This is a genomic window from Qipengyuania sp., from assembly GCF_965277845.1.
Taxonomy (GTDB): domain Bacteria; phylum Pseudomonadota; class Alphaproteobacteria; order Sphingomonadales; family Sphingomonadaceae; genus Qipengyuania.
The window spans coordinates 2,810,327-2,836,793 of the sequence record NZ_OZ255844.1; the positions used below are offsets into that span (position 1 = coordinate 2,810,327).

The following is a 26,467-nucleotide window of genomic DNA, read 5'->3' on the forward strand; positions in this document are numbered from 1 at the left end:
ATCAGGCCCAGAACGAGCAAAATGTCGGCCTTTCTCCGACCGGGCTCAAACATCACTCCGCCGTCCAGCCGCCGTCGACGCTCCAGTTGGCGCCGTTGACGTTCTGCGCTTCATCGCGGCAGAGGAAGGCGGCGAGCGCGCCCACTTCCTCGGGCTGGACGAATTTCTTGGTCGCCTGTTTCACCAGCAGCACATCGTTGATGACCTCTTCGCGAGTCATCCCGCGCGCCTTCATCGTGTCGGGGATCTGCCCTTCGATCAGCGGCGTCCAGACGTAGCCGGGGCTGATGCAATTCGCGGTAACGCCGTGCTCGGCGAGCTCGAGCGCGATCGTCTTGGTGAAGCCCGCGATGCCGTGCTTCGATGCGTTGTAGGCACTCTTGAACGGGCTCGCGACCTTCGAATGCGCGCTGGCCGTGTTGATGATCCGGCCCCAGCCTTTCTTCTTCATTCCCGGCACCGCGAGGCGGGTGGTGTGGAACGCCGCGCTGAGGTTCAGCGCGATGATGAGGTTCCACTTGTCGACCGGGAAACCCTCGACCGGGCTGACATGCTGGACCCCGGCATTGTTGACCAGGATATCGATCTCCCCCGCCTCTTCCATCATCGCCTCGACCTGTGCCACGTCCGTCAGGTCCGCACCGCTGTGGCTGGCGCCCAATTCCTTGCACAATTCCGCGATCTCGCCCTCGTCGCCGAAGCCGTTGAGAACGACCTCGGCGCCCTCGCCCGCCAGCGCCCGCGCGATGGCGAGGCCGATGCCGCTGGTCGATCCGGTGACAAGTGCGCGCTTTCCTTCGAGAAACATTCGGGGCTCCAGGCGTTAGGTCAGTAATCAGATACGGCCATCGCGCACATGGAGTGCGCTGTAAAGCGGCCAAAACCATGGGGGAGCGCATGCGGCTCAATCCGTTCAATACCGGAAATATCAAGGTGCGCTCGAGCGGCGGAGGCTTGCCCGGAGGGAAGGCCGGCGGTCTAGGCTGCGGTACGATCGTGATCGCGGCGCTCGGCTATTTCGTGTTCGGGCTCGATCCGATGCAGACAGCGGGCATGGTCGAAAGCGTGCAACAAGGGCAGGTCGCATCCGGCCCCGCCAACACCAACGAACAGGAAATCTGCACCGGCAGCGAATATGCGCGCGAGGCCTGCAACGGGCTCCAATCGCTCAACCAGACCTGGGCGCGCACCTTTGCGGAACAGGGCCTCCGCGACCGGTTCCAGCAGCCCACGCTCGACCTCTATGGCGGCGGCGGAGTGCGTACCGCATGCGGCAGCGGCAGTTCCTCCATGGGTCCGTTCTACTGCCCTGCCGACCAGACGATCTATATCGATACCAGCTTCTACGACACGCTCGAACGACAGCTTGGCGCGGGAGGAGACTTTGCCCGCTATTACGTGCTGGCGCATGAATACGGGCACCATATCCAGACGATTACCGGTATCTCCGGTCAGATCCGCAGTGCCCAGCAACAGAACCCGCGCCAGGCCAACCAGCTCAACGTGCTGATGGAACTGCAGGCCGATTGCTATGCCGGCGTGTGGGCGGGCAAGAACCGCAACCTGATCGAGCCCGGCGATATCGAGGAGGGTATGCGGGCCGCGGCCGCCATTGGCGACGACCGGCTGACCCGGGGGCGTGTATCGGCTGAGAACTTCACCCACGGCACCAGCCAGCAGCGTAGCGACGCGCTGCGACTAGGCCTACAGGGCGACGATCGCGCCTGCGACCGGATCACCGCGATCGGCTGAGGGACAATCCGGACAAGTGAGAAGAAGGGCGCAGCATTTGGCGGCTGCGCCCTTCCTTTCGCGTTACGGGGGCTCGGCGCACAGGCCCGGGAGTACGATCAGCCGCGTATGCTACGCTTCAATTCGCGAATTTCGGCATCCAGGTCGCGCAGGATCTCGCGGCGCGTTTCTTCCGACACGCGATCGTCGGTTTCGATCCCGCGGCGGGCATTCTTGAGCGCCTTGAGAGCGAGGCGATCACCTGCCGTATCGCAGATATACATTACCGCCTTGTCGTCCTTGTGGATGGTAGTCACCGGGCTGTCGGGATAACGGCAACTTTCGATCACCTCAGGCACATGGTTCATGGCCAGTGCGACGCTTTCCTCGATCGCTTCGCCGAGCTCTTCTTCCCACTCACCTGCCGAAGCATAGACAACCGCACGCGCCTCGCTGTGTTTAGCCTCGTTCTTGGCATGCTGCACGCGGCCATCGGCCCATTGGAGACGCCCATCGGCCCATTGCTGGCGACCGCGTGCGAATTGAATGCGGCCCTCGACCCATTGCTTTCGCTCTTCCGAATATTCTGCCGAATGGTCTTCGCGCCTGGCGTGGGCCCGCTCGCGCATCCGGTGCGCTTCCTCGCGCAAGGCATGGGCGCGCTCGCGCGCTTCCGCAGCCTGTTCCCGGCGTTCTTCTACGCGCTCCTGCACCACTTCGGCCATGGCTTCGGTATCTAGGAACGCAAGCTCCGCTCGCCGAGCCACCGGCTGCTCGTCCTCGTAGCCGACCGGGTGGACCACTTCGGTCATTTCCGGGGCCGCACTGGCAAGCGCCGGGCTTGCGCCGACATAGCAGATGCTGGCGGTCATCGGCAGCGCGAGGACGGCAGCGGCAACCGCTCCGCGCGCGGCGAAACGGCGACGGCGTGAATCATCGGTCATCGGCAGGCTGCGCAGGCGGTGGATGATCGACTTGTCGCCCAGCACAGGACAGGCCATCGGCGCCGCCAGCGCGGGTCGCGGAGCGATTTGCGGGCGGCGCGCGAAATCGGCGATGATCGCGGCATAGGCGGCGCGCTCGTCGCGGCTACGGCTGGCAACCACACGGGCATCGCAGGCAGCTTCCTGGTCGCGGCGCATGGCGGTCCAGCCCATCCAGCCCAGCGGATTGAACCAGTGGACCGCGAACAGCGGCTGGATCAGCACGTTGACGAGGATGTCGTGACCGCGGTGATGTTCGAGTTCGTGCGCGATGGCGAGATCGCGGACCTGGCGTTCGCGGCTGGCCATGAAACCGTCGGGCAGGGCCACGACCTTGTCGATCACGCCGAAGGCCATCGGACCGGAAATCGCGGTGGTCTCGACCAGCCGGATTTTGCCGACCTCGCCCACGGGGCGCGCATCCTCGAGCAGTTCGCGGCGCAGCTCGCCATAGAGCCAGAAGCGCCGCCCCATGAAGAGGGCCGCACCGAGCAGCCACAGGATCACCAGCGGCGTCACAAGGTCGATCGGCGAATCCAGTGTGACCGGCGCGACCGGGGCGACGAATTCGGCATAGGAGAAACCGCTTTCTGCCGCAGGTGCCAGCGCAAGGTCGGAAACCACGGGTGCCGATGCAGGCGCGCTCTCGAGAAAGCCAGGCCGCATCCATGCGGGCAAGGTGACCGGTGGAAACAGCAGCCGCGCGAGTGGCAGGAACCAGAGCGCATAGGCCGCACCCGCGCCCAGGTGCTTTGCCACCGGACGGCGCAACAGCAGCGCGAGACCGAGCAAGGCCCCGGTCCACACCAGCGTATCGAACAGGAACCAGTCCCAATATTCGCGAATTAGCTCGGTCATTTGCGCATCTCCCTCAAGAGCGCTTCGATTTCGGCGAGATCGTCCTCGGTCAGCGCTTCGCTCTCGGCGAGCTGCGCGAATAGCGGCGCGGCGCGGCCGCCGAACAGGCGTTCGACCAGGCGGCGGCTCTCGCCCCCGACATAGTCGGCACGCGCGATCAGCGGGCGGTAGAGGAACTTGCGACCGTCGGGCTCGGTGCCGACCACTTCCTTCTGGACCAGACGGCTGAGCAGCGTCTTCACCGTGGGGATCGACCAGTCACGCTGCGCGCAGACCTGGTCGCAGACCTCGGCAGCGGAAATGGGGTTCTTGTCCCACAGCACTTCCATAACGGCGTGCTCGGCTTCGCTGATCCGCTCGCCCGGGGCGTTCTTGCGCTTGGCCATTCCCTACTCCTGATCCGACATGCGTAATTCTTCGATTACGTCTGTAGCCGAAACGACTACGCCTGTAAATCTGAAGCGTGGATGAATGGGCGGTAAAGGCGCTTGCTTATCGACCAACGACATATCAGTCTGGATGAATGACACGGATCATCGCCGCGCTGGCCCCGCTCGCCCTGTTCATCTCGCCCTTGTCGGCGCAGGAGGAATCCCCGGCCAAGGAGCCGACCTTCGATACGCAGCTGGTCGTGATCGAAACCACAAAGGGCGACATCACCGTTTCGATCGAGACCGAACGCGCCCCGATAACGGCTGCCAATTTCCTGCGCTATGTCGACGAGGACCGCTTCGACGGGACCAAATTCTACCGCGCGATGCACCTCGATTGGGGCGAGCCGCCCAACGGGTTGCTGCAAGGCGGTACGCAGATGCATCCCGAGCGTGTGCTCGACCCGATCGCGCATGAGCCGACCACTGTCACGGGACTCAGCCATACCGACGGCGCCCTGTCGATGGCGCGATACGATCCCGGCACCGCTACGGGCGATTTCTCGATCATGATCAAGGACCAGACCGGGCTCGATGCCACGCCGGAATCGCCCGATCCCCATCTGCAATTGGGTTTCGCCGTGTTCGGCTATGTCGTCGGCGGGATGGACGTGGTCCACGCGATCCACGCCGCGCCGATCGATCCCGAGAAAGGCGAAGGCTGGATGAAAGGCCAGTTGCTCGCCGATCCGGTCGAGATCGTCGACATGCGGCGGGTGGACGAGCTGCCCGCGCAAAGCGACTAGCAGACTTCGGCGGTATTCTCAGGTGGCGGCCCAGGCGGCGTACGCGCGGGATGCATGTGGAAAGGATCGGACTTCAGCTCGTGCCGGTCGCCATAGGCCTCCGCCAGCACGGCGTAGAGCTGCGGATCGTAGGCCCGAAGGTCGGTGTGGTTCAGGATCTGCCGCCCTTCGAAGGCCTGCAAGCGGTTCGAATTGAACCAGAACTGTGTGCCTTCGGCCCAGTATTCCTGCACCGTGGTGGTGGTATATTCCTCGAACCATAGGCCGTTCGCCAGCGCGTTGGCATAGGCGGCCTCGACGCGCGCATAGAGCGCAGGGTCCGCGCCCTGGATCGCGAAGAGCACATTGTGCGCGAATTCATGGACGAAGATCGTCTCGCCGAAATAGCGGCTGATCGGCAGGCCGAGCACATCCTCTTCCGACCCGACCATGCGCTCGCCGCCGATGCCGCGCGCGCGTTCGTCCCAGTATTCTCGCGCGGTCTTGGCTCCTATCCGCACGTCGTAATGCTTGATCTCGCAGCGTGTCAGCCGCGGATCATCACGCCCGGGCTTCGTCCAACCGGCGTTCTCCGGAAGGTCGAGCAGCGCCTCGTCGCGCGCGATCAGTGCGACACGATAGTCGTTCGCGGCTAGCCATGCAGCCAGATCGGGACGATGCGCCAGCATCCCGCGCATCATGTCGCGCGCGGCAAACAGCGCCTCGTCGGGCACGCGCGAAGACGAGAGGATCGGGATGCCGGCGGCATCGACATGCTTCTGGTAGAACGGCGGCGCCCCCAGCCTTTCAGGCGGCGTGCCGGCGGTGGTCGCACAGGATGCGAGCAAAGCTGCAAAGGCCATGACTGGAAGAAATCGCATCGGGGAAGCTAGTTCGCCGATGGCTCTTTCGCCAGGCGGCTTAACAGGATGGCCGTGCGCTGCGCCTGCCGCACGATCGAGCGCAGCTCGATCGTTTCGCCTTCGGCATGGCTGCCGCTGCCTGCTGGCCCCATCCCCGCCAGCCCGTCGACATCGGGTGCGACGAAGCTGATGTCGGCTGCCCCGCGGCGCGAGGGCGGATAGGGCTCCATCATCTCGTGCCCGAGATCGGCATTGATCGCGTTCAACCTGTCGAGCAGCGCGCGGTTACCATCGGTCGGGGCCATCGGCGGATAGCGGAATTCGATTGCGAGCTCCGCCTCGGTCCCCGGCAGGTGATCGGCGACGATCGCGCGCATCCTTGCGGCCGCGCGTTCATTCTGCTCCTGCGTCAGCGCGCGCAGATCGCCGCGCGCTACCGCGCTCGACGGGATGATATTGGTCTTCCCGCTGGTGGTGGCCGAAAGCGCGTCCTCGCCCAGTTCTGCGGGGGTCCCGCCCGCCATGAAGCCGACGTTGTAGGTCAGGTTTTCTTCCGGCAGCTCGCGGCGGAAGCTGTCGAGAATGCGGGCCATTTCGTAAATCGCACCGTAGCCCGCGTGATCGGATAAGATGCCCGAACTGTGCCCGCTCCTCGCGCTGATCGTCAGCGTCCAGCTGCCCGAGGAACGCCGCGCGATCACGCCCGCATCCTTGCCGTCGAGCACCGACAATCCCTCGAAGCCGAGCGCGACATCGGCCCACTTGCCGGCCTCGATCAGATCCGCGCGCGCCGCCTCGAGCGGCTCGCCCGCGTCTTCCTCGTCGCCGGTCAGCGCGACCACGATATTCGCACCCTCGAGCGTGCCTGCCTCTTTCATGGCGCGCAGCGCGGCGATGATCACCACGATGCCGCCCTTGTTGTCGACCACGCCCGGCCCCACCGCCCTGTCGCCCTCGCGCACAAAGCCGGTGAAGGAGGAATCGTGTTCGAACACCGTGTCGAGATGCCCGATCAGCAGGATCTTCGTGGTTCGGGGCGCGCCATCGTGCCGCGCGAACAGGTGCCCCGCGCGCTCGTTCGCCGACTGGTCGATCCACTCGACCGCGAACCCCAGCGCCTCGAACTCGGGCGCCAGCACATCGGCAACCGCCTTCACGCCCGCATGGTTGTGCGTGCCCGAATTGATAAGCGTGATCTGTTCGAGCAGCGCGACATCGCGCTCGAAACCGCTCTCGACGCTTTCGACGACGGCCTGCTCGGGGACGGTCAGTTGGGCGGAGGCTGGCGAAATGCAGGAGGCTGCTATCGCGAGCATGGGGAGAATGAAACGCATCGCGCGAATTGCGCCGCCTCGATCCCGCAAGTCAATGCGTTTGCGGCAAATACCAAATTTTGGTATCGTTGCCGAATGGCCGGCAAGAACACTTCTATCGCGCTCGGAAAACCCTATACCGATTTCGCTCGCAGAAAGGTCGAAAGCGGCGAATTCGCGACGACCAGTGAAGTGGTGCGCGAAGCGATGCGGCAATACATCGCGCAGGATAGCAAGCGCGAGGCGCTCGACCGCGCGCTGAAAGAAGGGCTCGACAGCGGCCCCGCCCGGCCGTTCGATTTCGACGGCTTCCTCCGCGATATGCGGGCGAACTACAAAGCCGAATGATGCAATTCCGCCTGCGCGACGCGGCGAGGCTCGACCTTGCGGAAATCTGGCTAGCCACCGCCGAACGCTGGGGCATCGATCAGGCCGACGACTATGTTCGGGCTCTCGAGGATTGCCTCCTGCGCATCTGCGATTTCCCAGCGAGCTATCCGAAGTACGAGGGGTACCACGGCACCTTTCGCAAAGCCCTGAGCGGAGAGCACCTGATCTTCTATCGGGTTGGCCAGCAAGTGATCGACGTCGTCAGGATCATTCACAACCGCATGGACGTGGAGGAGGCGTTAAGGCGCCCCTAGCTATTCTGTCTCGGCTTCTAGTGGCTTTCGACGGCAGTAGGAGAGGTGATCACGCTCCTAGCTGGCACGAGTCTACCTGACAGCTTGATACGGATCGAAAATTAACTCACGATTCTCAATGATGAAAGAACCGAAGAAATATCCAAACCGTATACGGAAGCTGCGCAAGGCAAGGAACCTAACACAAGCAAAGCTTGGCGAGGCCATAGGCGTATCCGCAGCGGGAATTAGTCAACTGGAAAATGGTGAGCGAGACCTGAAAATACATCGACTTAGGCAGATTGCGGGTGAGCTCAATGTCACTCCCGCAGATTTATTGTCGGCGGACGACAATCCCTACTTGGCAGCACCGCAAGCACGGCAGCTTCTTGACTTATACTCGCGCGCAGATGATCGCTCCCGCGAGGCAATCCTCAAGGTAGCAGAGATCCTCGCTAACTGACCTCCGCGAAAGCGGGGTCGTCAGTCTTTATCAATAAACCCGCTTCTTCGGCTCGATGTACTTCACATCGTCGGTCAGCGTGTATTCGTGGACCGGGCGGTAGTCGATCTTCACGCCGCCGCCGTTTCCGCCCCAGCCCTCGAACCAGGCGATGGTGTGCTTCATCCAGTTCTTGTCGTCGCGGTCCGGGAAGTCCTCGTGCGCGTGGGCGCCGCGGCTTTCCTTGCGGTTCTCGGCCGATGCCATGGTGACATTCGCCTGCGCCATGAGGTTGTCGAGCTCGAGCGTTTCGATCAAATCGCTGTTCCAGATCAGCGAGCGGTCGTGGACCTTCACGTCCTCGAGCCCCTTGTTGATCTGCTTCAGGTTCTCGACGCCCTCGGCCATCAGCTTGCTGTCGCGGAACACGGCAGCGTGGCGGGTCATGGTCTTCTGCATGTCCGCGCGCAGCGCCGCGGTCGGCGTGCCGCCGTCGGCATGGCGGAAATGGTCGAGACGGGTGAGCGAGAGCTCGGCGCTGTCCTTGGGCAGCTCGTCGTGGCTGGTGCCCGGCTTGATCAGTTCCTTGAGGCGATGGCCGGTCGCGCGGCCGAACACCACGAGGTCGATCAGCGAGTTCGAGCCGAGCCGGTTCGCGCCGTGGACCGAGACGCAGGCCGCCTCGCCCACCGCGAACAGGCCGGGGACGATCTTTTCCGGATCGTTCGCGTCGCCCGCCATCACCTCGCCGTGATAGTTACAGGGGATGCCGCCCATGTTGTAGTGGACCGTCGGGGTGACCGGCAGCGGTTCGCGGGTCAGGTCGACGCCGGCGAAGATCTTGCCGCTTTCGGTGATGCCCGGCAGGCGCTGCGCGAGCACGTTGGGGTCGATATGGTCGAGGTGCAGGTAGATGTGGTCTTTCTCGGGGCCAACACCGCGGCCTTCGCGCATTTCGAGCGCCATCGAACGCGACACGACGTCGCGGCTGGCGAGATCTTTCGCGCTGGGCGCATAGCGCTCCATGAATCGCTCGCCCTCGGAATTGGTGAGGTAGCCGCCCTCGCCACGCGCACCTTCGGTGATGAGCACGCCCGCGCCGTAGATGCCGGTCGGGTGGAACTGGACGAATTCCATGTCCTGCAGCGGGAGCCCTGCGCGCAGCACCATGCCGCCGCCATCGCCGGTGCAGGTGTGTGCGGAGGTCGCGGTGAAATAGCAGCGGCCATAGCCGCCGGTCGCCAGAACCACCGCCTTCGAACGGAAGCGGTGGATCGTGCCATCGTCGAGGCACATGGCGATCACGCCGACGCACTGACCGTCCTTCATGATCAGGTCGAGCGCGAAATATTCGATGAAGAAGTCCGCGTCGTACTTCAGGCTCTGCTGGTAGAGCGCATGCAGCATGGCATGACCGGTGCGGTCGGCCGCGGCGCAGGTGCGCTGCACCGGCGGGCCTTCGCCCATGTTCTGCATGTGGCCGCCGAACGGGCGCTGGTAGATCGTGCCGTCGTCGTTGCGGCTGAAGGGCACGCCCGCGTGCTCGAGCTCGTAGACCGCCTGCGGCGCTTCGCGCACCAGATATTCGATCGCGTCCTGGTCGCCGAGCCAGTCGGAGCCCTTGACCGTATCGTACATGTGCCACGACCAGTGGTCGGGGCTGTTGTTGCCGAGCGAGGCCGCAATGCCGCCCTGCGCTGCAACGGTGTGCGAACGCGTGGGGAAGACCTTGGTGATATTGGCGGTCTTGAGGCCGCTTTCGGCCGCCCCCATGGTGGCGCGCAGGCCGCTGCCGCCCGCGCCGACGACGACCACGTCATAGGTGTGGTCGGTAATCGGGTATTCGCGGCCGTTGATGCTGAAAGTATCGCTATGGGCCATCAGGCGGCTCCTCCAAGCGCGAGGCGGGCAATCGAAACGAGGCCGAAGGCGCCGCCGCCGATGGTTGCAAGGTTGAGAAGGGCGAGGACGCCGAACTTGTTTCCGGCGTCGTGGACATAGTCTTCGATCAGCACCTGCAGGCCGAGCCGTGCGTGCCAGAAGACCGAGACGATTAGCAGCGCCAGCGCGGTCGCGGGCAGCGTCTGCGAGGCCCAGCCGGTGACGGTGCCGAAGGAATAGTTCGGCAACAGCGCGAGGCTGATCGCGAGGAAAAGCATCAGCACCAGATTGCCGATGGCGGTAAAGCGCTGCACCAGCCAGTGATGCGCGCCTTCATGCGCCGAGCCGAGCCCGCGCACGCGTCCGATGGAGGTTCCGTTACCCATGTTCAGTCAGCTCACTTGAGAAGGACGAGGGCCCAGAAGCCCGCGGTAAGGAGGATGCCGAGCAGCGGCGAGAGGATCGACCACATCTTGTTGGTGTCGAGCTCGTAGCCCGCGCCGATGTCGAGGACGAAGTGGCGAAGGCCGCTCATCATGTGCGTGAAGAAGGCCCACGACAGGCCCACTAGCACGACCATGCCCAGCGGCGAGCCCATGACCATTTCGAAGGTCGCGTAGGCATCGGGACCCGATGCCATCGCACCGAGCCACCACAGCAGGACGCCCAGCCCGACCATCGCCATCCCGTCGCCGGTGATGCGGTGGAGGATCGAGACCGCCATGTGCGGTCCCCATTTCCATATCTGAAGGTGCGGTGCGATCGGGCGGTTGGCCATGCGTTTCGTCCGGTAGAAGAGATTGGAACGCCTCCCTTAGCGATATGACAGTGCGTGACAAGGCACGCGGCCTCGACAAGCTGCGCAAATTTTTCGAAGGGTGTTTGCATGACATGCATCCTCCTCACCGGCTCCAGTCGCGGAATTGGCGCGGCGGCCAAGACCGCACTCGAAGCGCGCGGCGCGAAGGTCGTCGGCCAGGCGACCAGGAGCAGTACCATCGACACGGTGCCCGCCGATTTCACCGAACCGGGCGCACCGCAGGAATTGTGGCTCGCCGCCCTAGCCCGGTCTGGCGGCGCGATCGATGTGCTGGTCAACAATGCCGGCCTGTTCGATCCCAATCCGATCGAGCGGTCCGACATCGAGTGGCTCGATGCCTGGGAAGATACGATGCGCATCAATCTGACCGCCGCCGCGCAGCTCAGCCGATTTGCCGTAAGGCACTGGCAGGAACGCGGCGTGCCGGGGCGCATTGTCCATGTTGCCAGCCGGGCGGGCCATCGCGGCGATTCGCCCGCGCATTGGCACTATGCGGCGAGCAAGGGCGGAATGCTGGCAATGCACAAGACCATCGCGCGCCAATATGCCAGCGAGGGCATATTGAGCTTCGCGATCACGCCGGGCTTTACCGACACGTCGATGGCGGGCGACTATCTCGAAAGCCGGGGCGGCGCCGGGCTGCTGGCCGATATCCCGCTGGGCCGCGTCGCCGAGCCGGAGGAAATCGCCAGGCTCATCACCTTCTGCGCGCTCGATGCACCGCCGAGCATGACCGGCGCGACGCTCGATGCCAATGGAGCCAGCTATGTCCGTTAGAATGAACTGCGCGCTGGTTCTGACCGCGCTGCTTACCGCCTGCGCCCCGCCGATCCAGCGGCCCGATCCGCTGCCCGAGCCTGAGCGCGTCTCGCCGCAGCAATGGGCGGCCGGCTGCACGAAATGGGACGATTGGGACAAGCCCGCCCCGCCCTATCGCATCCATGGATCGACCTATTACGTCGGCACCTGCGGCATCTCGGCGATCCTTATCGCAGGCGAGCAGGGCCACGTGCTGATCGACAGCGGGACCGAGGCAGGCGCCAGGGTCGTTCTCGACAATATCGGCAAGCTCGGCTTCCGCCCCAATGAGATCGCCAGCCTGTTGCACAGCCACGAACATTTCGATCACACCGGCGGACATGCGTTGATCAAACAAGCCAGCGGCGCGCATGTCGTCGCCTCGCGCAGAGCGGCCGAGGTCCTGAGAACGGGCGAATCCGACCCGCAGGATCCGCAATTCGGCATGCACGATGCTATGGAACCGGTCGGTGTCGACGTGGTGGTCGGCGATGGCGACACGGTCCGCACCGAAACCGCCACACTGACCGCCCTCGCCACGCCCGGGCATTCGCCCGGCGCGCTGAGCTGGACATGGCAGTCCTGCGATGCCGCAGGGGACTGCCTCGACATCGTCTATGCCGACTCGCTGTCGCCGGTCAGCGGCGATGCCTATCGTTTTTCCGACCATCCCGACTATGTCGCCGCCTATCGCGCCGGGCTGCAGCGGCTGCGCGAGGTGAACTGCGACCTGCTGCTCACGCCGCATCCCTCCGCCAGCAAGATGGTCGAGCGCGCGGCCGGCGGATCGTTGGTCGGCGGGATGAGCTGCACGCAATATGCCGATGCCGTCGAAGCCCGCCTAGACCAGCGTCTCGCGAAGGAACGCGCCGGTGGATGACGCCTGGAAAATCCATGCCGAAGTATCCAAATCGGTCGCCAGGGCGGCGCTGGTCGCGCATGAGGATGCGCTCGACTGGCCCGTCGAATGGGTGGTTACGGGGATGGAAGTCGCCGACCATCTGCCCGACGAATGGACTTTCGAAGTCTATCTCGACCGAAAGCCCAAACCGGCCGATCTCAAGCGCGTGGCCGCGCTGTTCGATGGCAAGCCTCCCGCCCTTTCGGTCGAGAAACTGCCCGACACCGACTGGGTGACCGAAAGCCAGAAAGGAGTCGATCCGATCCGCGCGGGTCGCTTTCACGTCCGAACGCCAGAACATGAAGCCGATCCGGCGATGGTCGATTTGGTCATACCCGCCAGCCAGGCCTTCGGCACCGGACAGCACGAGACGACGGCGGGCTGCCTCGCCATGCTCGACCTGATGAAGCGCGAGGGCGTGGTCGCGCGCAACCACGTCGATATCGGCACCGGCACCGGATTGCTGGCCTTTGCCGCCATGCACCTCTGGCCGAATGCCACGGCCACCGCATCGGATATCGATCCCGTCTGCGCGGAGGTGGTGCGCGACAATATGGCGACCAATGCCATTGCCGAGGGCGACGGACCGGGCGAACTGACCATGGTGATCGCCGACGGAATGGAGGATCCGCTTCTCGCGCTGCGCGGGCCATACGATCTGTTCATCGCCAATATCCTTGCCGGGCCGCTGGTGGAGCTTGCGCCGTCCTTCGCTGGATCGATCGCACCGGGAGGAAACCTGCTGCTTGCCGGCCTGCTCGAAACGCAGGAGAGCCGCGTGCGCCGCGCCTATCGCGCGCTCGGCTTCCGTCTGTCGCGCAAGCTGGTCAATGGCGACTGGTCGATCCTGTGGCTGCGCAAGAGTCGCGTACGATGAGGCACTGGCGGCGCTGGCTCGCAGGGCTGGTCGCCCTCCCCGTCGCCCTCGTGGCGCTCTTCCTCCTGACTGCGTGGATCGGCAGCAGCATACCGCGCAATGCGGGATGGACCGAACCGGAAGAGGGTATCACCATCATGGTGGAGACCAATGGCGTCCATACCGGGATCGTCATGCCGGTCGTCAGCCCGGTCAAGGATTGGCGGTCGACCTTCCCCTCCGCCGGTCAGGCGCGCTTCGACGGGCAGATGCCAACGCATGTCGCGATCGGATGGGGCGAGAAGGAGGTGTTTCTCAACACGCCGACCTGGGGCGATCTCAAGCTGAGCACTGCGCTGCGGATCGCGCTGTTCGGCGGAGAGGGACTGATGCGGGTTGGTCATTACGTGCGCCCGGCGACGAGCGAGTACCACCGCCCGCTTACCCTCCGGCGCGAGGAATATGCCCGGCTGGTCGAGCAGGTCGAGGCGGCCTTGCCGCCGCTTGCTGCGGGTGAAACCCGTGTAACCTATGACAGCTTCGAGCGCGGCGCGCGCAATTACGATGCACTCGGGCGCTACACGCTGACGAACACCTGCAACCAGTGGGTCGGCGACGTGCTTGCCCATGCGGGGATCGAGATGGGGCTGTGGACGCCGCTCGCGGGCGGCGTGATGCGCTGGATACCCGATGCGCCCCCTCGCCCCGATCGCCGGGCAGGAAGCGGTGCGTAAGCGGGCACGGTGCTTCATTCACAACTGCGTGTGGGCGGAAATTGGCTATGGCTTCGCGCTGCGCAAAGGGGCGGCGGGACCGGCGACCGAACCGCTCGACGCCTGGTCGCCATATTGCGCCGCATCGTAGCGCGCCACGGCACGAACCACTTCCTGCATCATTTCCATCCGCAGCGGAGTCGGCTCGCGCGTGCGGGCAATCATCACTGCGATGGCGTAGCTGCGTCCCTCGGGCGAAGTGACCAGTCCGACATCGTTATAGCCCGACTGCTCGCCATCGAAGAACTGGCCGGTGCCGGTCTTGTGGCGCACCAACCAATCCTCGGGAGCTCCCGCCTTGAGCCTTTGCGGTCCGCTCTTAGTCCGCGATAGCGCGCCGAGCAGCAGGCTGGTCGAGGCATTCGACAGCAAATCGCCCCGGTACAGGCGCGCAAGCGCCTCGACGATCGCCACCGGAGGCGCACCATCCACCGGATCGGCGAGATAGGTCTCGAACGCCTCACGCCGCCGCGAATCGGGCACGCGATCGCGTGCCTCGAAGAAGGCCGGGCCCTGGGCATAGGATTGGCGCCAGTCGAGTCCCGCGATCGCGCTTTGCTTGCTCCGCTCGTCGGTACCGAAGCGAATGCTCGAAAGGCCATGGCCGTCGAGGAAATCCTGTACCGCCTCGGGTCCGCCGATCCGGCGCAGGATGCGGTCGTTCGCAGTATTGTCGCTTTCGGCGATGGCGCGTTCGATCAGGTCGGCATAATCTGAGGCGAAGCGGCCGTCGCGCCGCACGATATCGCGGATCGGCTGGTAGAAGACCGTGAGGTCGCGAGCGCGGATCTCGACCCGTTCCGTGAGGTCCAGCCGCTCCTCGTCGACCTCGTCCAGCGCGGTCATCGCCACCCACAGCTTGCTCACGCTTTGCTGCGGGAAGGCTTCAAGACCGTTGAAATGCAGCGTCCGGCGAGCCTCCAGGTCGCGCACTGCGATCCCGACATGGCCGGCAAATGTGCTTCCGATCCGGCTGAGTTCGCGATCGAGCCGCTGCTGCGCCAGGCTCAGTTCGGGGCCTTCGGCCTCTTCCACCGCCTGCTCGACCAACGGATCGCTCCCAGCCGCCGGCTGCAGACGCGGCAGCCACACGACGAGCAGCGCCAGCAGGAGAACGGGAACGAGGATCAGCAGAAAGCGAAACGACAGGGTCACACCCAAACAACGCTCTGTTCTGGCGAGGTTCCTCGGCGTCAGGCGAGCCCGGCTGCCGCGACCGATTCACCTGCCAGCGGACGTCCCACGTCGAGCATCGCGCGAACGCGTTCGGAAAACATCAGATTGCCTTGCGGGAAATGCTTGCGATGGATTTTCATCAGTTCGTCCAGATGGTGCTGGTCGAGACTGCTGCAGAATTCCGGCCCCAGCGCGCTCTTGCCGAAATGCGGGCGCGTGGCGGGCTCGTAATGCATCACGAGCCGCTGGAGCCGCTCGAGCCAGGCATAGTCGCGCGGGTCGGCGAACAGGTCGATCGCAGCCATCGACCGGCGCGCATTGGCGGCGAAATGCGGCCCCGCCTCGCCGGGTAATTCGCGCACCGAGATGATCCCCTTGAGGAAGAACCCCAGATCGCGCAGCGCATCTGCCTCGCGGATGATGTATTTCACCACCGCGGGCGCCTTCTCCAGCGGTACGAAGAAGGCGAGGTTGTACCCCGTGTAGGTGGTCGAAAAGAGCCCGCGCGTGATGCTCGGCGCGCGATTTTCTTTCAGCCCGGGCTTGGGATCGTAGAGATAGTCGAGGTCGCCAGGATCGGTGATCACGCGCTCGCTCTGCTTGAGATCGAGCCAGTCGATAAAGCGCTGCAGCGGGCGGCGCAGCCACGGCAGGAACTTGTCGAACTTATAGTAACGCTTGAGGAACCACTTGGCGAACCAGCCGCTGCCGCCCTTGGCTTCCGGATGCGCGGGCGGTTCCTGCCCCTTGTCGCACTCGGCCAGCGCGTGGAGCATGATTACCGGATCGTCCTTGTCGGTATAGGGCAGGACCGCCCAGTTCGCGGCGATCGAGCCTTGTTTGAGCTCGTCCAGTTTCGACAGCCGGCTCATCGAGCTGACCGAGACATAGGGTTCGAGCGGCTTGGTCTCGAGCACCAGTTCGACGATCGGCGCGATCGTGCCGAAGGACAGCGCGACATAGGCGAAATCGGATTCGCCGCGCTTCAGCGTCACCCGTTGGCCCGCGCCGTCGAGGAAAGTCAGCTCGACGATGCTGTCGGCCATCACCGCGCGCGGGCCAAAACCGTGCGTTCCGGTCGCCAATGCGCCGATGACCGACTGCTCCATGTAATTGCCCGAATTGTGCAGCCCTCGGCCATGCTCGTCGCGCAGATAGAGCTTGAGATCGCGCACCGAAACCGAAGCGCCCACACGGACGGTTTCGGTTGCCGGGTCGTAGGACAGCGTCGTCAGCCCGCCTTCGCGCATCATCATCGCTGTGACGCCGGGCACCACCTGCACGCCATTGTAGGAGTGCGATTTGCCCACGCAGCTGAACTTCCCCTCGCGCAACAACTCGGCGAGCCGCGCCTCGTCGGGGGGGACGCGTGCCTCGGTCTCGCAGCGGAACACGTTGATCCACGAGCGGATCCAGCGCTTCCCCTCGGTCCCTATGGCGCGCGCATCGGCGCGGCGCTCGCTCCTGCTCAGATTGCTCCCGATCATGGCGTACCCCCTGCCAAGCCCCTGTGATCGCACCATAACCATCTATACCAGTAGAAGCGAGGATAGGAACGACATGGTGCGAGGATGGAACCAAGGTGCCGCCCGGGCACTGGGAAAGAAACACATCCCACAGGAGATTGCATGTCGAAGACCCTGCTCATCACCGGCGCTTCGAGCGGGATCGGCGCCGCGACCGCGCGCGCTGCTGCGGCAGCCGGCTGGAATGTCGCGCTGCTCGCCCGTTCGAAAGACAAGCTGGAAAAGCTCGCCGGCGATATCGGCGAGGCCGCGCTGGCCCTGCCCTGCGACATCACCGATCGCGACGAATTGAACGCTGCGATCGAGAAAGCCGCCGCGCACTTCGGCAGCCTCGACGCGGTTTTCGCCAATGCCGGCGCCGGCGTATCGAACCCCGGGATCGAAAAGGGCGATCCCGACGAATGGCACGCCATGATCCATCTCAACGTGCTCGCCGTACTCACCACCGCGCATGCCACGCTGCCGCATCTGCGCAAGACAAAGGGGCAGTTCGTCGTCACCGGCTCGAAGGCCGGACGCGACCATCTGAAAGGCTCGGTCTATGGCGCGACCAAGTGGTTCGTGCAGGGCTTTGCGGGCAACCTCGCCGAGGAGATGCGCGAATGGGGCGGCCGCTGCACGGTCATCACGCCGGGAATGGTCGACACACCCTTCTTCGACGAACCCAAGCCCGACAAGATCCAGCCCGAGGATGTGGCGGACGCGGTCGTCTTCGCGCTGTCGCAGCCGGACACGGCGGCGGTGCGCGAAGTGCACATCATGCCCAACGACTGATCAGTGGCTCAGCGCATCCTCGAGCGTCTGCAAGGCAGCGCGCGTAAAGGCTTCCATATTGGCGATCCGGTCGTCGCTGCCGGTCTCGGTGACACGGGTGAACTCGAAGCCATCGGGCCCGACCACCGCCGCACAACTGCGACCTGCGGGTGCACCGCTGGGGTGGCTCGACCCGCCGACCGAGCCGCTTTCGGCGATACCCCATTCGGCGCCGAGATTGTCGCGGATCGCGAGAGCCTGCAGCAGCGCGTAATCCTCGCTCGCGCCGCGCATGCCCTTGTAGGCTTCGCGCGGGAGGTCGAACAGCACGTCGCGGGCGCGAAAGGAATAGACCACCCCGCCCCCGACGAAGAAATCGAGCGCGCCGGGCACCGTCAGCAGCGAGGCGGCGATCAGTCCGCCGGTCGCGCCATCGGCCACCGCGATTTTCTCGCCGCGGTCGCGCAGTAGCCCCGCGATGCGTGCGGCCTGCTCGTGCGTTTCGGCAATCATCCTCTGGTGCCGCGCAGCGTCAGGCCGATACCGAAGAGGATCTCGACCACCGCCACCTGTAGCGTGACCGATCCGGGCAGCGGCAGGAAGCGATAGATCGCGGCGAAACCAAGCAGCGTGATCACCGCGCCGAGTAACCAGAAGGCCTTGTCGCCATAGGCCGTCTTGAAGGCGAAATAATGCGTGCCGACCATGATCGCGGCGAGCGGCATGACCAGTTCGGGCGCATGGTCGAGAAACAGGAAGGCGGCGAACAGTCCGGCGATCATCGCGATGGTCGATTCCATGACCAGCGGCCCGCCGGGGTTGCCCTTTTGCTCGCCTGCGCGGCGCAGCAGGGCACGATTGGCGAACAGCGCGAGCGGATAGATCAGCATGCCGCCGAAGAAGAGCACGGCGAAGCCGGTCGGGATGCCGCTGCGGCTTTCCGCGAACCATGCGGCGAGCCAGACCAGGCCCGAAATCAGCACGCCCGGCCCGCCATCGGTATAGGCACGGCGCAGGTCGGCCTGCGCATCGACGATCAACATATCTGAAACTTCCCCCTGGGTTGAGCGACTATCGGGCCGCTTTCACGATCTCGGCCCAACCGGCCTCGTCGATCACTTCGATCCCGAGTTCGGTGGCCTTCTTGAGCTTGCTGCCCGCACCGGGCCCGGCGACCAGCAAGTCGGTCTTCGAACTGACCGAGCCGCTGGCCTTGGCGCCCAGGCGTTCGGCCTGCGCCTTGGCCTCGTCGCGGCTCATCGTCTCGAGCTTGCCGGTAAAGACCACGGTCTTCCCGCTGACCGGGCTTTCCTTCGTCTCCACCTCGTAGCGGGGCGGGTCGACGACGCCCTTGCCCGGTTCCTCACCGATCAGATCGTTCCAGACGGTGCGATTGTGCTCTTCGTGGAAGAAGTCGGCGAGTGCATGGCCGACCGCAGTCCCGATACCATCGGTGCGGACCTCGAATATCCTCTTCACCGCCTCGGTCATGCGGGTGTTGAAGGGGCTTTCCTTCTCGTCCTCACCGCGCGGATTGTCCAACCTATAGGCATCGAATTCACCCGCCTTTCGCGGCAACAGGCGGATATCGCCCAATCCCTTCATCAGATCGCGCGCGGTGACCGCGCCGACATGGCGGATACCGAGGCCGAACAGCAGCCGCGCGGCATCCGGTTCGCGCCGGGCTTCCACAGAAGCCAACAGGTTGTCCACAGACCGCTCCTTCCACCCGTCGAGCGCGAGGATGTCCTCGCGGCGCTGCTTGAGGCGGAAGATGTCGGCGGGGCTTTCGAGCCATCCGAGGGCAAAGAACTGGTCGATCGTCTTTTCGCCCAGGCCGTCGATGTCGAGCGCGCCGCGGCTGACGAAATGTTTCAATCTTTCCGTGCGTTGCGCGGGACATATGAGACCGCCTGTGCAGCGCACGTCGACCTCGCCTTCTTCCGCCACCGCCTCGCTGCCGCATTCGGGGCAGTGGTCGGGGAACACGAAGGGTTCTCGGGTTTCGTCGCGCGTGAGGTTATCCACAAGCTGTGGAATAACGTCGCCCGCACGCTGGACGACCACGCGATCGCCCGGGCGCACGCCCAACCGCGCGATCTCGTCGCGATTGTGCAGCGTGACATTGGTCACTGTCACCCCGCCCACCAGCACCGGCGCGAGGCGGCCGACCGGCGTGAGCTTGCCCGTGCGCCCGACCTGGATATCGATGCTCTCGAGCGTGGTCTCCGCCTGCTCGGCAGGGAATTTGTGCGCCAGCGCCCAGCGCGGTGCCTTGGCGACGAAGCCGAGACGCTGCTGGTAGTCGAGCCGGTCGACCTTGTAGACGACGCCATCGATTTCATAGGGCAACCCGGCCCTTTGCGCAGCGATGGTTTCGTAATGTGCGAGGATGTCGGATGCGCTGTCGAACCGCGCGAACAGTGGCGAGACGGGGACGCCCCAGCGCTCGAAAACGCGCACCACTTCTTCCTGCGTTGCGCCGGGTACAGCAGAGGCAGCGCCCCAGCCATGCGCCCAGAACTTGAGCGGACGCTGCGCGGTTACGCTGGCATCCTTCTGCCGCAGCGATCCGGCCGCGGCATTGCGCGGATTGGCGAATTGGCGGACCTTGGCGGGATCGAATTCCTCGCCCTTTTCTTCGGCCGCGGCGCGCGCATCGTCCATCAGCCGCGCATTGAGCGCCTCGAAATCGGCGCGCGCCATATAGACCTCGCCGCGAATCTCGAACACCTCGGGCGCATCGCCATCCAGCTGCTGCGGGATATCCGCGATGTGCGCGACATTGGGCGTCACGTCCTCACCCACCTGTCCGTCGCCGCGTGTGGCGGCACGGACCAGCCGACCCTGTTCGTAGCGCAGCGAGCAGGACAGGCCGTCGATCTTGTCCTCGGCGGTGAAGGCTACCGGATCGTCTTTGGACAGCGACAGGAACCGCCGCACGCGCGCGACCCATTCCTCGACCTCCCCGGCGTTGAAGGCATTGTCGAGGCTCATCATGCGAACCTCGTGGCGGACCTTGGAAAGCGGCGAGGCGGACGCGGCGTGCCCAACCTTCCGGCTGGGCGAATCTTCGCGCACCAGATGCGGAAACGCCGCCTCCAGCTCGGCATTGCGCCGCACCAGCGCATCGTATTCCGGATCCGAGATCTCGGGCGCGTCCTCGGCATGATAGAGCCGGTCGTGCTTCGCGATCGCCTTCGCCAGCCGCATCAATTCGTTGGCGGCTTCTGCCTCGGTGATTTCAAGCGCCATCAAACAATCCACCGATTTCTCGTTTTTTCGACCTTCCAAACTTGGCCCTGTCGTTCCACGAAATGGCGATAGCCACTGCCGAATCCGTCTATGTCGATGATGCATGAGGACGACGTCCGACACTCGATGTCGATGACTTGCAAATGTCCAGCTTCCTCGCCGTCTGGTCCGAAGTGGTGGTAAATGGCGCTGAACATCCCGAAGTTACCCTTTTCAATCACGCGGCGGCATAGATCGAAGGGAACGGGTCGGATGATTGTGTCAGATAAATCATCAGATAACAGCTCGATATCAATGCCACCGTCACTCTCAAGACACAGGGACACACGGTCCTTCGAGCTGTCCCCGGTCAAGTAGAGGTCATCGCCCAAAAACCACTCAAGTTCTGCTTTGAGTGCCGCAGCCAGTGCCGCCTCTTTGTCTGCGCTGCCAAACCGCATTGAAGGAAGGGCTGTCAGCGCGCACAGTAGAAAAACAAACACCACGAGAGAGAGTATGTCTCTCGAGCCCATCACACCCCCTCCTCTGAAGAAGAGGGGGCTTTGGGAGCGCCCATCACACCCCCTCCAGCAGCCGGTCGGCCTGCGCGCGCGCTTCGGGCGTGACCTCGGCGCCGCTCAGCATCCGTGCGATCTCTTCCTGGCGGCCGGCTTCGTCGAGCAGCGCGACGCTGGTCTTGGTCACTGTCTCTTCGGAGCTTTTGGCGATCATGTAATGCGTGCGCCCGCGCGCGGCGACCTGGGGGCTGTGGGTGACGGCGAGCAATTGCCCGTCGGCCGAAAGCCGTGCGAGCCGTTCGCCGATCGCGCTGGCCACCGCGCCGCCGACGCCGCGATCAATCTCGTCGAAGATTACCGTCGCCGCCCCGCCCTGTTCGGCCAGCGCAACCTTTAGCGCGAGGATGAACCGCGACAATTCGCCCCCGCTCGCGATCTTGGCGAGCGGCGCGAAATCGGCACCCGGATTGGTCGCGATGAGGAATTCGACCGCGTCCATCCCATGCGCGCCCCATCTGTCCTCGGGCAATTCGGTGACCGCCGTCTTGAACCGCGCCGCATCGAGTTTGAGCGGGGCGAGCTCGCGCGCGACCGCCTCGTCGAGCCGCAACGCCGCCGCCACGCGCGCGCCATGCAACGCCTCGGCCTCGGCGCGATAGCGCGCTCCCGCATCCTTCGCCGCCGCCTCGAGCGCGTCGAGTTGGGCTTCCCCGCCCTCGATACTTTCGAGCGCCGCGCGCATCTCGCGCATTTTGCGCGGCAATTCGTCGACCTCGCAGCGATGCTTGCGGGCCAGCGCGCGCAGTTCGAACAGCCGCGTTTCGGCGGCTTCCAGCGCGGCCGGATCGTGGACCAGCGCCTCGGCTGCCGCCTCGAGCCTGTCCTCCGCCTCGCCCGCCTCGATCACGGCCCGGTCGAGCGCGGCGAGCGCTTCGGCGAGCAGCGGGTGTTCGGGCGCGATCCGGTCGAGCCGCCGCGCCGCCACGCGCAAGCTCGCGAGCGGCGAATCCGAGCCTTCCCACAGGTGACGCAATTCCTCCAGATCGCCCGAAAGCTTCTCGCCCTTCTGCATATCCGCACGGGTTTCGGCGAGCCGCGCCTCTTCACCCGCCTTGGGTTCGAGCGCGGTCAGTTCGGAAAGATGCGCGAGCAGCAGGTCCTGGTCGGCCTTGGCCGTCTCCACCGCCTCGCGCGCTTCGGCAAGCGCATCCTCGGCCTTGCGCCAGGTGGCCCACGCAGCCGCCAGCCGGGCGGTGTCGGCCCCGGCGAACCGGTCGAGCAGCGCACGGTGGCCGCGCGGATTGACCAGCCCGCGGTCGTCGTGCTGGCCATGCAGTTCGACGAGACATCCCGCCATTTCGCGCAGCAGGCCGACGCTGACCGACTGGTCGTTGACGAAGGCCTTGCTCTTGCCGTCGGCCTTCAATTGCCGCCGCACGATCAGCGGCTCGCCCTCCTCGATCGCGATATCGGCATCGTCGAGCAGATCGGCCAGGCCGCGCGGCAAATGGTTGAATTCGAAGGTCGCGGTTACGCTGGCCTTGTCCTCGCCGCTGCGCACCAGACCGCTGTCGGCGCGGTTGCCGAGGACGAGGCCGAGCGCATCGAGCAGGATCGACTTGCCCGCACCTGTTTCGCCCGTGAGCACGCCGAGCCCGCGCCCGAAGGCAAGGTCGAGCGCCTCGATCAGCACGATGTTGCGGATGGATAGCCGGGTCAGCATGCCGCTGCTTCCTAGCCAATGCCGCACCTCAAGTCAGCATGCCGCGAACCGCAATCGACAAGCTTGGTTGCCGTACAATCTTCTGCGCGCATAAACGTCGAATTAGCATTTGGCGCAATAGGACCGCCAGGTGAGCTTGGGACGCACTATCGTCGGCCTGCTTGGACCGGACATTCCCGCGCATCTGCGCGAGGATTTCACCATGCTCACGGCGCATCACATGCGCGGCCAGGCGCGGCTGCTGTTCGCCGGTTTCATCCTCAGCCTGCCGATGGCGGTCTACGGGGCGAGCCCGGGTGCCGGCCCACTGGTCGCCTATGGCCTGCCGCTGGTCATTTTCGCGCTGTGTACGCTCGGCCTCGTCGTGCTCCACGATCCCGCCCGATACGAAGAAAGCAACGCGGATGCGCGCAAGGCCATCGGTCTGGTGTGGCAATTGTGCCTGGCAACGGCGACCATCGGCAGCATCTGGTGCATCGCCAGCTGGGCAAGCGCGCCGGTCGAGACGCGCATCTATTATCCCGCGATCATGTCGCTGGGCGCCCTAACGCTGGGCTATTGCCTCACCGCAGCCCGCGGTGTCGGCCTGTCGGTGCTGCTGGTGACGCTAGGCCCTGCGGCCGTCGTGCTGGCCTCGACCGGCGAGCCGATGAACCTCGTCCTCGGAGTTTCGATGGTGCTGGCGATCGGGTTCCAGGTAACGATGATGAAACGGCATCAGAGCCTCCTGTTGAACCTCGTCGAGGAGCGCTACAATTCCGCTCGCCTGGCACGCCGCGATCCGCTTACCGGCCTGTCCAATCGCCGCGCGCTGATGGAGCGGTTCGAGGATCTAGCCGCGCGGGAGCGAAGAGTACGCCTGATGGTGGTCGACATCGATCGCTTCAAAGCGATCAACGACCGCTACGGCCACGATGTCGGCGACGAAGTGCTGCGCGCCTTTGCCCAACTCGTGCAGATCCATGCACGCGGTGGAATCTGTGCCGCAAGGCTGGGAGGCGAGGAATTCGCGCTTCTGGCCCCGGTCGAGGCGCTGGATTCGGCGATCGCGCTGCAATTGCTCGTCGAGATCCGCGGAGCCTACATGCCGCATGGCGAGCCGATCACCGCGAGTATCGGCGTGGCCGAGGGCGACATCGCCGGCGCGGCGGATTGGACCGCGCTCTACGGCCGGGCGGACCGGGCCCTCTATCGCGCGAAAAACGAAGGGCGGAACCGGGTCATGGCGTCAGGAGAAACACAGCAACTGCCGGAGCAATGCGGCGAACGGCTGGCCATTCGCGCCTGACGCGGCGATCAGCTCGGGCTGACGCCCGCAGCGTGATCCTGCACCAGCTCATACGCCTTGTCGTACCATTCATTGCCTGGATAGTTCGCGCCAAGCACGGCGGCATATTTCACCGCCTCCTCGGGAATGCCGAGCGCGAGGCTGGTCTCGGTCAGGCGGTAGAGCGCTTCGGGCGCGTGGCTGGTGGTCTCGTAATTGTCGACCACGTTCTGGAAGCGGATCTGCGCCGCGATCCATTTGCCCGAACGTTCGTAATGGCGGCCGATTTCCATTTCCTTGCCGGCGAGGTGGTCGCGTACGAGGTCGATCTTGAGCCGCGCATCGGCGGCGTAATCGGTGTTGGGAAAGCGGCGGTTGATCTCGTTCAGCGCCGTCAGGGCCTGGTCGGTGATCTTCTGGTCGCGCTGCACGTCGCTGATCTGCTCGTAATAGCTGAGCGCGATCAGGTAGAAGGCATAGGGCGCGTCCTTGTTGCCGGGGTGGATCTGCAGGAAGCGCTGGGCTGCCTGGATCGCCTTGTTGTAATCCTTGGCGACGTAATAGCTGAAAGAGCTCATCAGCTGCGCGCGGCGGGCCCAGGGCGAGTAGGGGTGCTGACGCTCGACCTCGTCGAACAGGGCGGCCGCGATTTGCGCCTGCCCCCGGTCGAGGCGGCGTTTGGCCTCCCAATAAAGCGTTTCCACATCGCGCGCGACATAGGCGGTATCCTGGGGGCCATTGTCGCGGCCTGCGCATCCGGCGGTGAGAAGCGTCGCACCCGCGAGCGCGGCGCCGAGGATGAGCTTGATCGGGGAACGGGTCTGGATCGTCATGGGAAGCAGCCTATAGCCAGCGTCCCCATGAACGCCAAGTGAAGTTCGCGCCGCTGTCCCCGGCAGCGGCAAGCAAGAACCTAGGCCGTCGCGGATCGCCCGATTTCGCCGCTCACGATTTCCTCGGGCGCATCCCACAGCAGGTGGCGGTTATCCAGCATAACGAGGTTGGCGCTGCGGATCACCTCGCCCTTGGTGCGATAGCCAAGCAGCTTTTCCGCCTGCGTATCGGGGTTGCTGATCAGCACGCGCAGTTCCTCGGAAGTGAAGTCGCTCAGGCCGCGCGCCCGCTCGATCCCCTTGCTGTCATAGATATGCAGCACATCGCCGCGCGTGAAATCGCCGGTCATCGAGATAATGTCTTCGCGGCGGATCGGACGGTCGCCGCTGAGCGCCGCCGCAGTGGTGTCCGAAATCACGATACTGCCCGCCATCTGCAAGCGATTGGCGATCCAGCTGTCCCAGCCGGACAGGGGATTGGGATGCGGCAGGATCTTGGTCGCGCGGCGCGTACCGTCGAGCACGTTGGAAACCGGCCGGTCGACCTCGCCCTGCGCGATCCAGGTGGTCACGCCCGCTTCCTGCGCCATGTTGGCGGCCTGCAGCTTGGTGCCCATTCCGCCGGTGCCCAGCGTGCTCTTGCCCTTGGTCGCGTCCATATACATGCCGACGTCTTCCACCTCGGGCACGAATTGTGCCTCGGGATCGTCGGGATTGCGGTCGTAAAGGCCGTCGACGCCGGTCAGAATGACGAAATCGTCCGCGCCGACCATCTGCGCCACCTTGGCCGCCAGCCGGTCGTTGTCGCCGACGCGAATCTCCTCGGTGGTGATCGTGTCGTTCTCGTTGACGATCGGGACGACGTCGGATTCGAGCAGCCGGTGCACCGTGTTGCGCGTGTTCAGGAAGCGGCGGTGATCCTCGAAATCGCCCAGTGTCAGCAGGACCTGCGCGATTTCGAATCCGAACTCATGCCCCACCTGCTTGTAGGCGTTGAGCAGCAACGGCATTCCGCAGGCGGCAGCGGCCTGCTTGTCGGAAACTCCGGCGCTTTCGGGCGTTTCCCCGATGATGCGCAGGCCCAGAGCGACCGAACCGGAGGAACACAATATGACGTTGGAGCCTTCCGCGCGCAGCTGGGCAATGTCTTCCAGCAGCCGCTGAAGGAAACCGTAGCGGGGCGTGAGGAGGTCCTGGTTGGCGAGGAGCGCAGAACCGATTTTGACGACGATGTTTCGCTTTTGAGTCATGATTTTCGAATGTTGCTTAGGCTTGAAATTTCTTGCGTGCAATATAGATAGAGGTTGTGCACTGCACAACCGGATTTTCAAGAATATCGGCATTCATTCGACAGGATCGATACATATAGAAAAGGATTGTATTCGATATAGTTAAGGGAAATAACTACGTCGATCTCAACTCCATATTCAAGAACAGGC

At 64.5% G+C, this 26,467-nt stretch carries 28 protein-coding genes; 11 read left to right on the top strand and 17 right to left on the bottom strand.

The features are described 5' to 3' along the window. Positions 1–52: 52 nt before the first annotated feature. A complete protein-coding gene (locus ACQY4G_RS13735) occupies positions 53–808 on the bottom strand; it encodes a 3-hydroxybutyrate dehydrogenase (RefSeq protein ID WP_421991662.1) in 756 nt (251 codons plus the stop codon). Between the two features lie 89 nt (positions 809–897). Between ACQY4G_RS13735 and ypfJ the strand changes: the two genes are divergently transcribed. Then, on the top strand, positions 898–1,752 hold the full coding sequence (gene ypfJ, locus ACQY4G_RS13740) for a KPN_02809 family neutral zinc metallopeptidase (RefSeq protein WP_421991664.1): 855 nt from the start codon (positions 898–900) through the stop codon (positions 1,750–1,752). 98 nt (positions 1,753–1,850) lie between these two features. On the opposite strand, the gene ACQY4G_RS13745 is transcribed toward ypfJ, so the two are convergent. Together ACQY4G_RS13745 and ACQY4G_RS13750 are read right to left on the bottom strand one after the other, a co-directional pair. Further along, entirely contained in the window at positions 1,851–3,572 is a 1,722-nt protein-coding gene (locus ACQY4G_RS13745) for a M56 family metallopeptidase (RefSeq protein ID WP_421991666.1), read from the bottom strand. Beyond that, positions 3,569–3,958, bottom strand: a complete 390-nt coding sequence (locus ACQY4G_RS13750) for a BlaI/MecI/CopY family transcriptional regulator (RefSeq protein WP_067689541.1) — start codon at positions 3,956–3,958, stop codon at positions 3,569–3,571. Before ACQY4G_RS13750 ends, ACQY4G_RS13745 begins: the two co-directional genes overlap by 4 nt. 137 nt (positions 3,959–4,095) lie before the next feature. Between ACQY4G_RS13750 and ACQY4G_RS13755 the strand changes: the two genes are divergently transcribed. After that, positions 4,096–4,749, top strand: a complete 654-nt coding sequence (locus tag ACQY4G_RS13755) for a peptidylprolyl isomerase (RefSeq protein WP_421991668.1) — start codon at positions 4,096–4,098, stop codon at positions 4,747–4,749. Here ACQY4G_RS13755 and ACQY4G_RS13760 read toward each other — a convergent pair. Both ACQY4G_RS13760 and ACQY4G_RS13765 read right to left on the bottom strand, forming a co-directional pair. Beyond that, positions 4,746–5,609: a glycoside hydrolase gene (locus ACQY4G_RS13760; protein WP_421991670.1), complete on the bottom strand. Its 864-nt coding sequence runs from the start codon at positions 5,607–5,609 to the stop codon at positions 4,746–4,748. The genes ACQY4G_RS13755 and ACQY4G_RS13760 overlap by 4 nt on opposite strands. An 8-nt stretch (positions 5,610–5,617) precedes the next feature. Further along, entirely contained in the window at positions 5,618–6,925 is a 1,308-nt protein-coding gene (locus ACQY4G_RS13765; RefSeq protein ID WP_421991672.1) for a M20/M25/M40 family metallo-hydrolase, read from the bottom strand. Between the two features lie 75 nt (positions 6,926–7,000). Here ACQY4G_RS13765 and ACQY4G_RS13770 point away from each other — a divergent pair, with 75 nt between their 5' ends. From ACQY4G_RS13770 to ACQY4G_RS13780, 3 genes are all read left to right on the top strand, one after another. After that, the gene (locus ACQY4G_RS13770; RefSeq protein ID WP_421991674.1) at positions 7,001–7,252 is read left to right on the top strand and encodes a type II toxin-antitoxin system ParD family antitoxin; all 252 of its coding nucleotides are present in this window, start codon (positions 7,001–7,003) and stop codon (positions 7,250–7,252) included. Continuing rightward, a complete protein-coding gene (locus tag ACQY4G_RS13775) occupies positions 7,249–7,548 on the top strand; it encodes a type II toxin-antitoxin system RelE/ParE family toxin (protein WP_421991676.1) in 300 nt (99 codons plus the stop codon). The genes ACQY4G_RS13770 and ACQY4G_RS13775 overlap by 4 nt, the downstream gene beginning before the upstream one ends. A gap of 118 nt (positions 7,549–7,666) precedes the next feature. Beyond that, the gene (locus tag ACQY4G_RS13780) at positions 7,667–7,990 is read left to right on the top strand and encodes a helix-turn-helix domain-containing protein (protein WP_421991678.1); all 324 of its coding nucleotides are present in this window, start codon (positions 7,667–7,669) and stop codon (positions 7,988–7,990) included. A gap of 30 nt (positions 7,991–8,020) precedes the next feature. Here ACQY4G_RS13780 and sdhA read toward each other — a convergent pair whose 3' ends face one another. From sdhA to sdhC, 3 genes are read right to left on the bottom strand one after another with little or no spacing between them, the layout of a single operon-like run. Then, entirely contained in the window at positions 8,021–9,850 is a 1,830-nt protein-coding gene (sdhA, locus tag ACQY4G_RS13785) for a succinate dehydrogenase flavoprotein subunit (RefSeq protein ID WP_421991680.1), read from the bottom strand. Next, entirely contained in the window at positions 9,850–10,236 is a 387-nt protein-coding gene (sdhD, locus tag ACQY4G_RS13790) for a succinate dehydrogenase, hydrophobic membrane anchor protein (protein ID WP_421991682.1), read from the bottom strand. Before sdhD ends, sdhA begins: the two co-directional genes overlap by 1 nt. Before the next feature lie 11 nt (positions 10,237–10,247). After that, on the bottom strand, positions 10,248–10,628 hold the full coding sequence (sdhC, locus tag ACQY4G_RS13795; protein ID WP_421991684.1) for a succinate dehydrogenase, cytochrome b556 subunit: 381 nt from the start codon (positions 10,626–10,628) through the stop codon (positions 10,248–10,250). Positions 10,629–10,736: 108 nt separating this feature from the next. Between sdhC and ACQY4G_RS13800 the strand changes: the two genes are divergently transcribed. Genes ACQY4G_RS13800 through ACQY4G_RS13815 form a run of 4 tightly spaced genes read left to right on the top strand, consistent with a single transcriptional unit; the run spans position 10,737 to position 13,959 of the window. Continuing rightward, complete coding sequence (locus ACQY4G_RS13800; RefSeq protein ID WP_421991686.1) at positions 10,737–11,447, top strand: SDR family NAD(P)-dependent oxidoreductase; 711 nt, start codon at positions 10,737–10,739, stop codon at positions 11,445–11,447. Continuing rightward, the gene (gene bla / locus ACQY4G_RS13805; protein ID WP_421991689.1) at positions 11,437–12,348 is read left to right on the top strand and encodes a subclass B3 metallo-beta-lactamase; all 912 of its coding nucleotides are present in this window, start codon (positions 11,437–11,439) and stop codon (positions 12,346–12,348) included. Before ACQY4G_RS13800 ends, bla begins: the two co-directional genes overlap by 11 nt. Then, positions 12,341–13,246, top strand: coding sequence for a 50S ribosomal protein L11 methyltransferase (locus tag ACQY4G_RS13810; RefSeq protein ID WP_421991691.1), 906 nt, complete (start codon positions 12,341–12,343; stop codon positions 13,244–13,246). The genes bla and ACQY4G_RS13810 overlap by 8 nt, the downstream gene beginning before the upstream one ends. Beyond that, complete coding sequence (locus tag ACQY4G_RS13815; RefSeq protein ID WP_421991693.1) at positions 13,243–13,959, top strand: DUF2459 domain-containing protein; 717 nt, start codon at positions 13,243–13,245, stop codon at positions 13,957–13,959. The genes ACQY4G_RS13810 and ACQY4G_RS13815 overlap by 4 nt, the downstream gene beginning before the upstream one ends. 45 nt (positions 13,960–14,004) lie before the next feature. Here the strand turns inward: ACQY4G_RS13815 and ACQY4G_RS13820 are convergent, their stop codons facing one another. Then, a complete protein-coding gene (locus ACQY4G_RS13820; protein WP_421991695.1) occupies positions 14,005–15,153 on the bottom strand; it encodes a serine hydrolase in 1,149 nt (382 codons plus the stop codon). 38 nt (positions 15,154–15,191) lie between these two features. Further along, positions 15,192–16,661: an FAD-binding protein gene (locus ACQY4G_RS13825; RefSeq protein WP_421991697.1), complete on the bottom strand. Its 1,470-nt coding sequence runs from the start codon at positions 16,659–16,661 to the stop codon at positions 15,192–15,194. A gap of 141 nt (positions 16,662–16,802) precedes the next feature. Between ACQY4G_RS13825 and ACQY4G_RS13830 the strand changes: the two genes are divergently transcribed. Beyond that, positions 16,803–17,474: an SDR family oxidoreductase gene (locus tag ACQY4G_RS13830; protein ID WP_421991699.1), complete on the top strand. Its 672-nt coding sequence runs from the start codon at positions 16,803–16,805 to the stop codon at positions 17,472–17,474. Here the strand turns inward: ACQY4G_RS13830 and ACQY4G_RS13835 are convergent, their stop codons facing one another. From ACQY4G_RS13835 to recN, 5 genes are read right to left on the bottom strand one after another with little or no spacing between them, the layout of a single operon-like run. Next, complete coding sequence (locus tag ACQY4G_RS13835; RefSeq protein ID WP_421991701.1) at positions 17,475–17,966, bottom strand: CinA family protein; 492 nt, start codon at positions 17,964–17,966, stop codon at positions 17,475–17,477. Further along, positions 17,963–18,496 (bottom strand): DUF7010 family protein, encoded by a 534-nt coding sequence (locus ACQY4G_RS13840; protein ID WP_421991703.1) that lies wholly within the window; start codon positions 18,494–18,496, stop codon positions 17,963–17,965. The genes ACQY4G_RS13835 and ACQY4G_RS13840 overlap by 4 nt, the downstream gene beginning before the upstream one ends. A gap of 28 nt (positions 18,497–18,524) precedes the next feature. Continuing rightward, the gene (ligA, locus tag ACQY4G_RS13845) at positions 18,525–20,708 is read right to left on the bottom strand and encodes an NAD-dependent DNA ligase LigA (protein ID WP_421991705.1); all 2,184 of its coding nucleotides are present in this window, start codon (positions 20,706–20,708) and stop codon (positions 18,525–18,527) included. After that, positions 20,708–21,220 (bottom strand): hypothetical protein, encoded by a 513-nt coding sequence (locus ACQY4G_RS13850; protein ID WP_421991707.1) that lies wholly within the window; start codon positions 21,218–21,220, stop codon positions 20,708–20,710. The genes ligA and ACQY4G_RS13850 overlap by 1 nt, the downstream gene beginning before the upstream one ends. A gap of 43 nt (positions 21,221–21,263) precedes the next feature. Beyond that, entirely contained in the window at positions 21,264–22,928 is a 1,665-nt protein-coding gene (gene recN, locus ACQY4G_RS13855; RefSeq protein WP_421991709.1) for a DNA repair protein RecN, read from the bottom strand. Positions 22,929–23,058: 130 nt separating this feature from the next. Between recN and ACQY4G_RS13860 the strand changes: the two genes are divergently transcribed. Continuing rightward, entirely contained in the window at positions 23,059–24,216 is a 1,158-nt protein-coding gene (locus ACQY4G_RS13860) for a diguanylate cyclase (protein ID WP_421991711.1), read from the top strand. Positions 24,217–24,224: 8 nt separating this feature from the next. On the opposite strand, the gene ACQY4G_RS13865 is transcribed toward ACQY4G_RS13860, so the two are convergent. Together ACQY4G_RS13865 and proB are read right to left on the bottom strand one after the other, a co-directional pair. Further along, positions 24,225–25,028, bottom strand: coding sequence for an outer membrane protein assembly factor BamD (locus ACQY4G_RS13865; protein WP_067689606.1), 804 nt, complete (start codon positions 25,026–25,028; stop codon positions 24,225–24,227). 80 nt (positions 25,029–25,108) lie between these two features. Beyond that, positions 25,109–26,278 carry a glutamate 5-kinase gene (gene proB / locus ACQY4G_RS13870; protein ID WP_421991713.1) on the bottom strand — a complete coding sequence of 390 codons (1,170 nt, stop codon included), beginning with the start codon at positions 26,276–26,278 and terminating at the stop codon, positions 25,109–25,111. Positions 26,279–26,467: the final 189 nt, after the last annotated feature.

Bases quoted from the DNA above. Each gene is read 5' to 3' on its own strand.
- sdhD (WP_421991682.1), bottom strand. From the start codon at position 10,236: ATGGGTAACGGAACCTCCATCGGACGCGTGCGCGGGCTCGGCTCGGCG.
- ACQY4G_RS13815 (WP_421991693.1), top strand. From the start codon at position 13,243: ATGAGGCACTGGCGGCGCTGGCTCGCAGGGCTGGTCGCCCTCCCCGTC.
- ACQY4G_RS13800 (WP_421991686.1), top strand. From the start codon at position 10,737: ATGACATGCATCCTCCTCACCGGCTCCAGTCGCGGAATTGGCGCGGCG.
- ACQY4G_RS13865 (WP_067689606.1), bottom strand. From the start codon at position 25,028: ATGACGATCCAGACCCGTTCCCCGATCAAGCTCATCCTCGGCGCCGCG.
- ACQY4G_RS13750 (WP_067689541.1), bottom strand. From the start codon at position 3,958: ATGGCCAAGCGCAAGAACGCCCCGGGCGAGCGGATCAGCGAAGCCGAG.
- ACQY4G_RS13770 (WP_421991674.1), top strand. From the start codon at position 7,001: ATGGCCGGCAAGAACACTTCTATCGCGCTCGGAAAACCCTATACCGAT.
- ACQY4G_RS13775 (WP_421991676.1), top strand. From the start codon at position 7,249: ATGATGCAATTCCGCCTGCGCGACGCGGCGAGGCTCGACCTTGCGGAA.
- ACQY4G_RS13840 (WP_421991703.1), bottom strand. From the start codon at position 18,496: ATGTTGATCGTCGATGCGCAGGCCGACCTGCGCCGTGCCTATACCGAT.
- ypfJ (WP_421991664.1), top strand. From the start codon at position 898: ATGCGGCTCAATCCGTTCAATACCGGAAATATCAAGGTGCGCTCGAGC.
- ACQY4G_RS13830 (WP_421991699.1), top strand. From the start codon at position 16,803: ATGTCGAAGACCCTGCTCATCACCGGCGCTTCGAGCGGGATCGGCGCC.
- bla (WP_421991689.1), top strand. From the start codon at position 11,437: ATGTCCGTTAGAATGAACTGCGCGCTGGTTCTGACCGCGCTGCTTACC.
- ACQY4G_RS13745 (WP_421991666.1), bottom strand. From the start codon at position 3,572: ATGACCGAGCTAATTCGCGAATATTGGGACTGGTTCCTGTTCGATACG.
- ACQY4G_RS13850 (WP_421991707.1), bottom strand. From the start codon at position 21,220: ATGGGCTCGAGAGACATACTCTCTCTCGTGGTGTTTGTTTTTCTACTG.
- sdhA (WP_421991680.1), bottom strand. From the start codon at position 9,850: ATGGCCCATAGCGATACTTTCAGCATCAACGGCCGCGAATACCCGATT.
- ACQY4G_RS13765 (WP_421991672.1), bottom strand. From the start codon at position 6,925: ATGCGTTTCATTCTCCCCATGCTCGCGATAGCAGCCTCCTGCATTTCG.
- ACQY4G_RS13825 (WP_421991697.1), bottom strand. From the start codon at position 16,661: ATGATCGGGAGCAATCTGAGCAGGAGCGAGCGCCGCGCCGATGCGCGC.
- sdhC (WP_421991684.1), bottom strand. From the start codon at position 10,628: ATGGCCAACCGCCCGATCGCACCGCACCTTCAGATATGGAAATGGGGA.
- ACQY4G_RS13835 (WP_421991701.1), bottom strand. From the start codon at position 17,966: ATGATTGCCGAAACGCACGAGCAGGCCGCACGCATCGCGGGGCTACTG.
- ligA (WP_421991705.1), bottom strand. From the start codon at position 20,708: ATGGCGCTTGAAATCACCGAGGCAGAAGCCGCCAACGAATTGATGCGG.
- proB (WP_421991713.1), bottom strand. From the start codon at position 26,278: ATGACTCAAAAGCGAAACATCGTCGTCAAAATCGGTTCTGCGCTCCTC.
- recN (WP_421991709.1), bottom strand. From the start codon at position 22,928: ATGCTGACCCGGCTATCCATCCGCAACATCGTGCTGATCGAGGCGCTC.
- ACQY4G_RS13780 (WP_421991678.1), top strand. From the start codon at position 7,667: ATGATGAAAGAACCGAAGAAATATCCAAACCGTATACGGAAGCTGCGC.
- ACQY4G_RS13735 (WP_421991662.1), bottom strand. From the start codon at position 808: ATGTTTCTCGAAGGAAAGCGCGCACTTGTCACCGGATCGACCAGCGGC.
- ACQY4G_RS13755 (WP_421991668.1), top strand. From the start codon at position 4,096: ATGACACGGATCATCGCCGCGCTGGCCCCGCTCGCCCTGTTCATCTCG.
- ACQY4G_RS13760 (WP_421991670.1), bottom strand. From the start codon at position 5,609: ATGCGATTTCTTCCAGTCATGGCCTTTGCAGCTTTGCTCGCATCCTGT.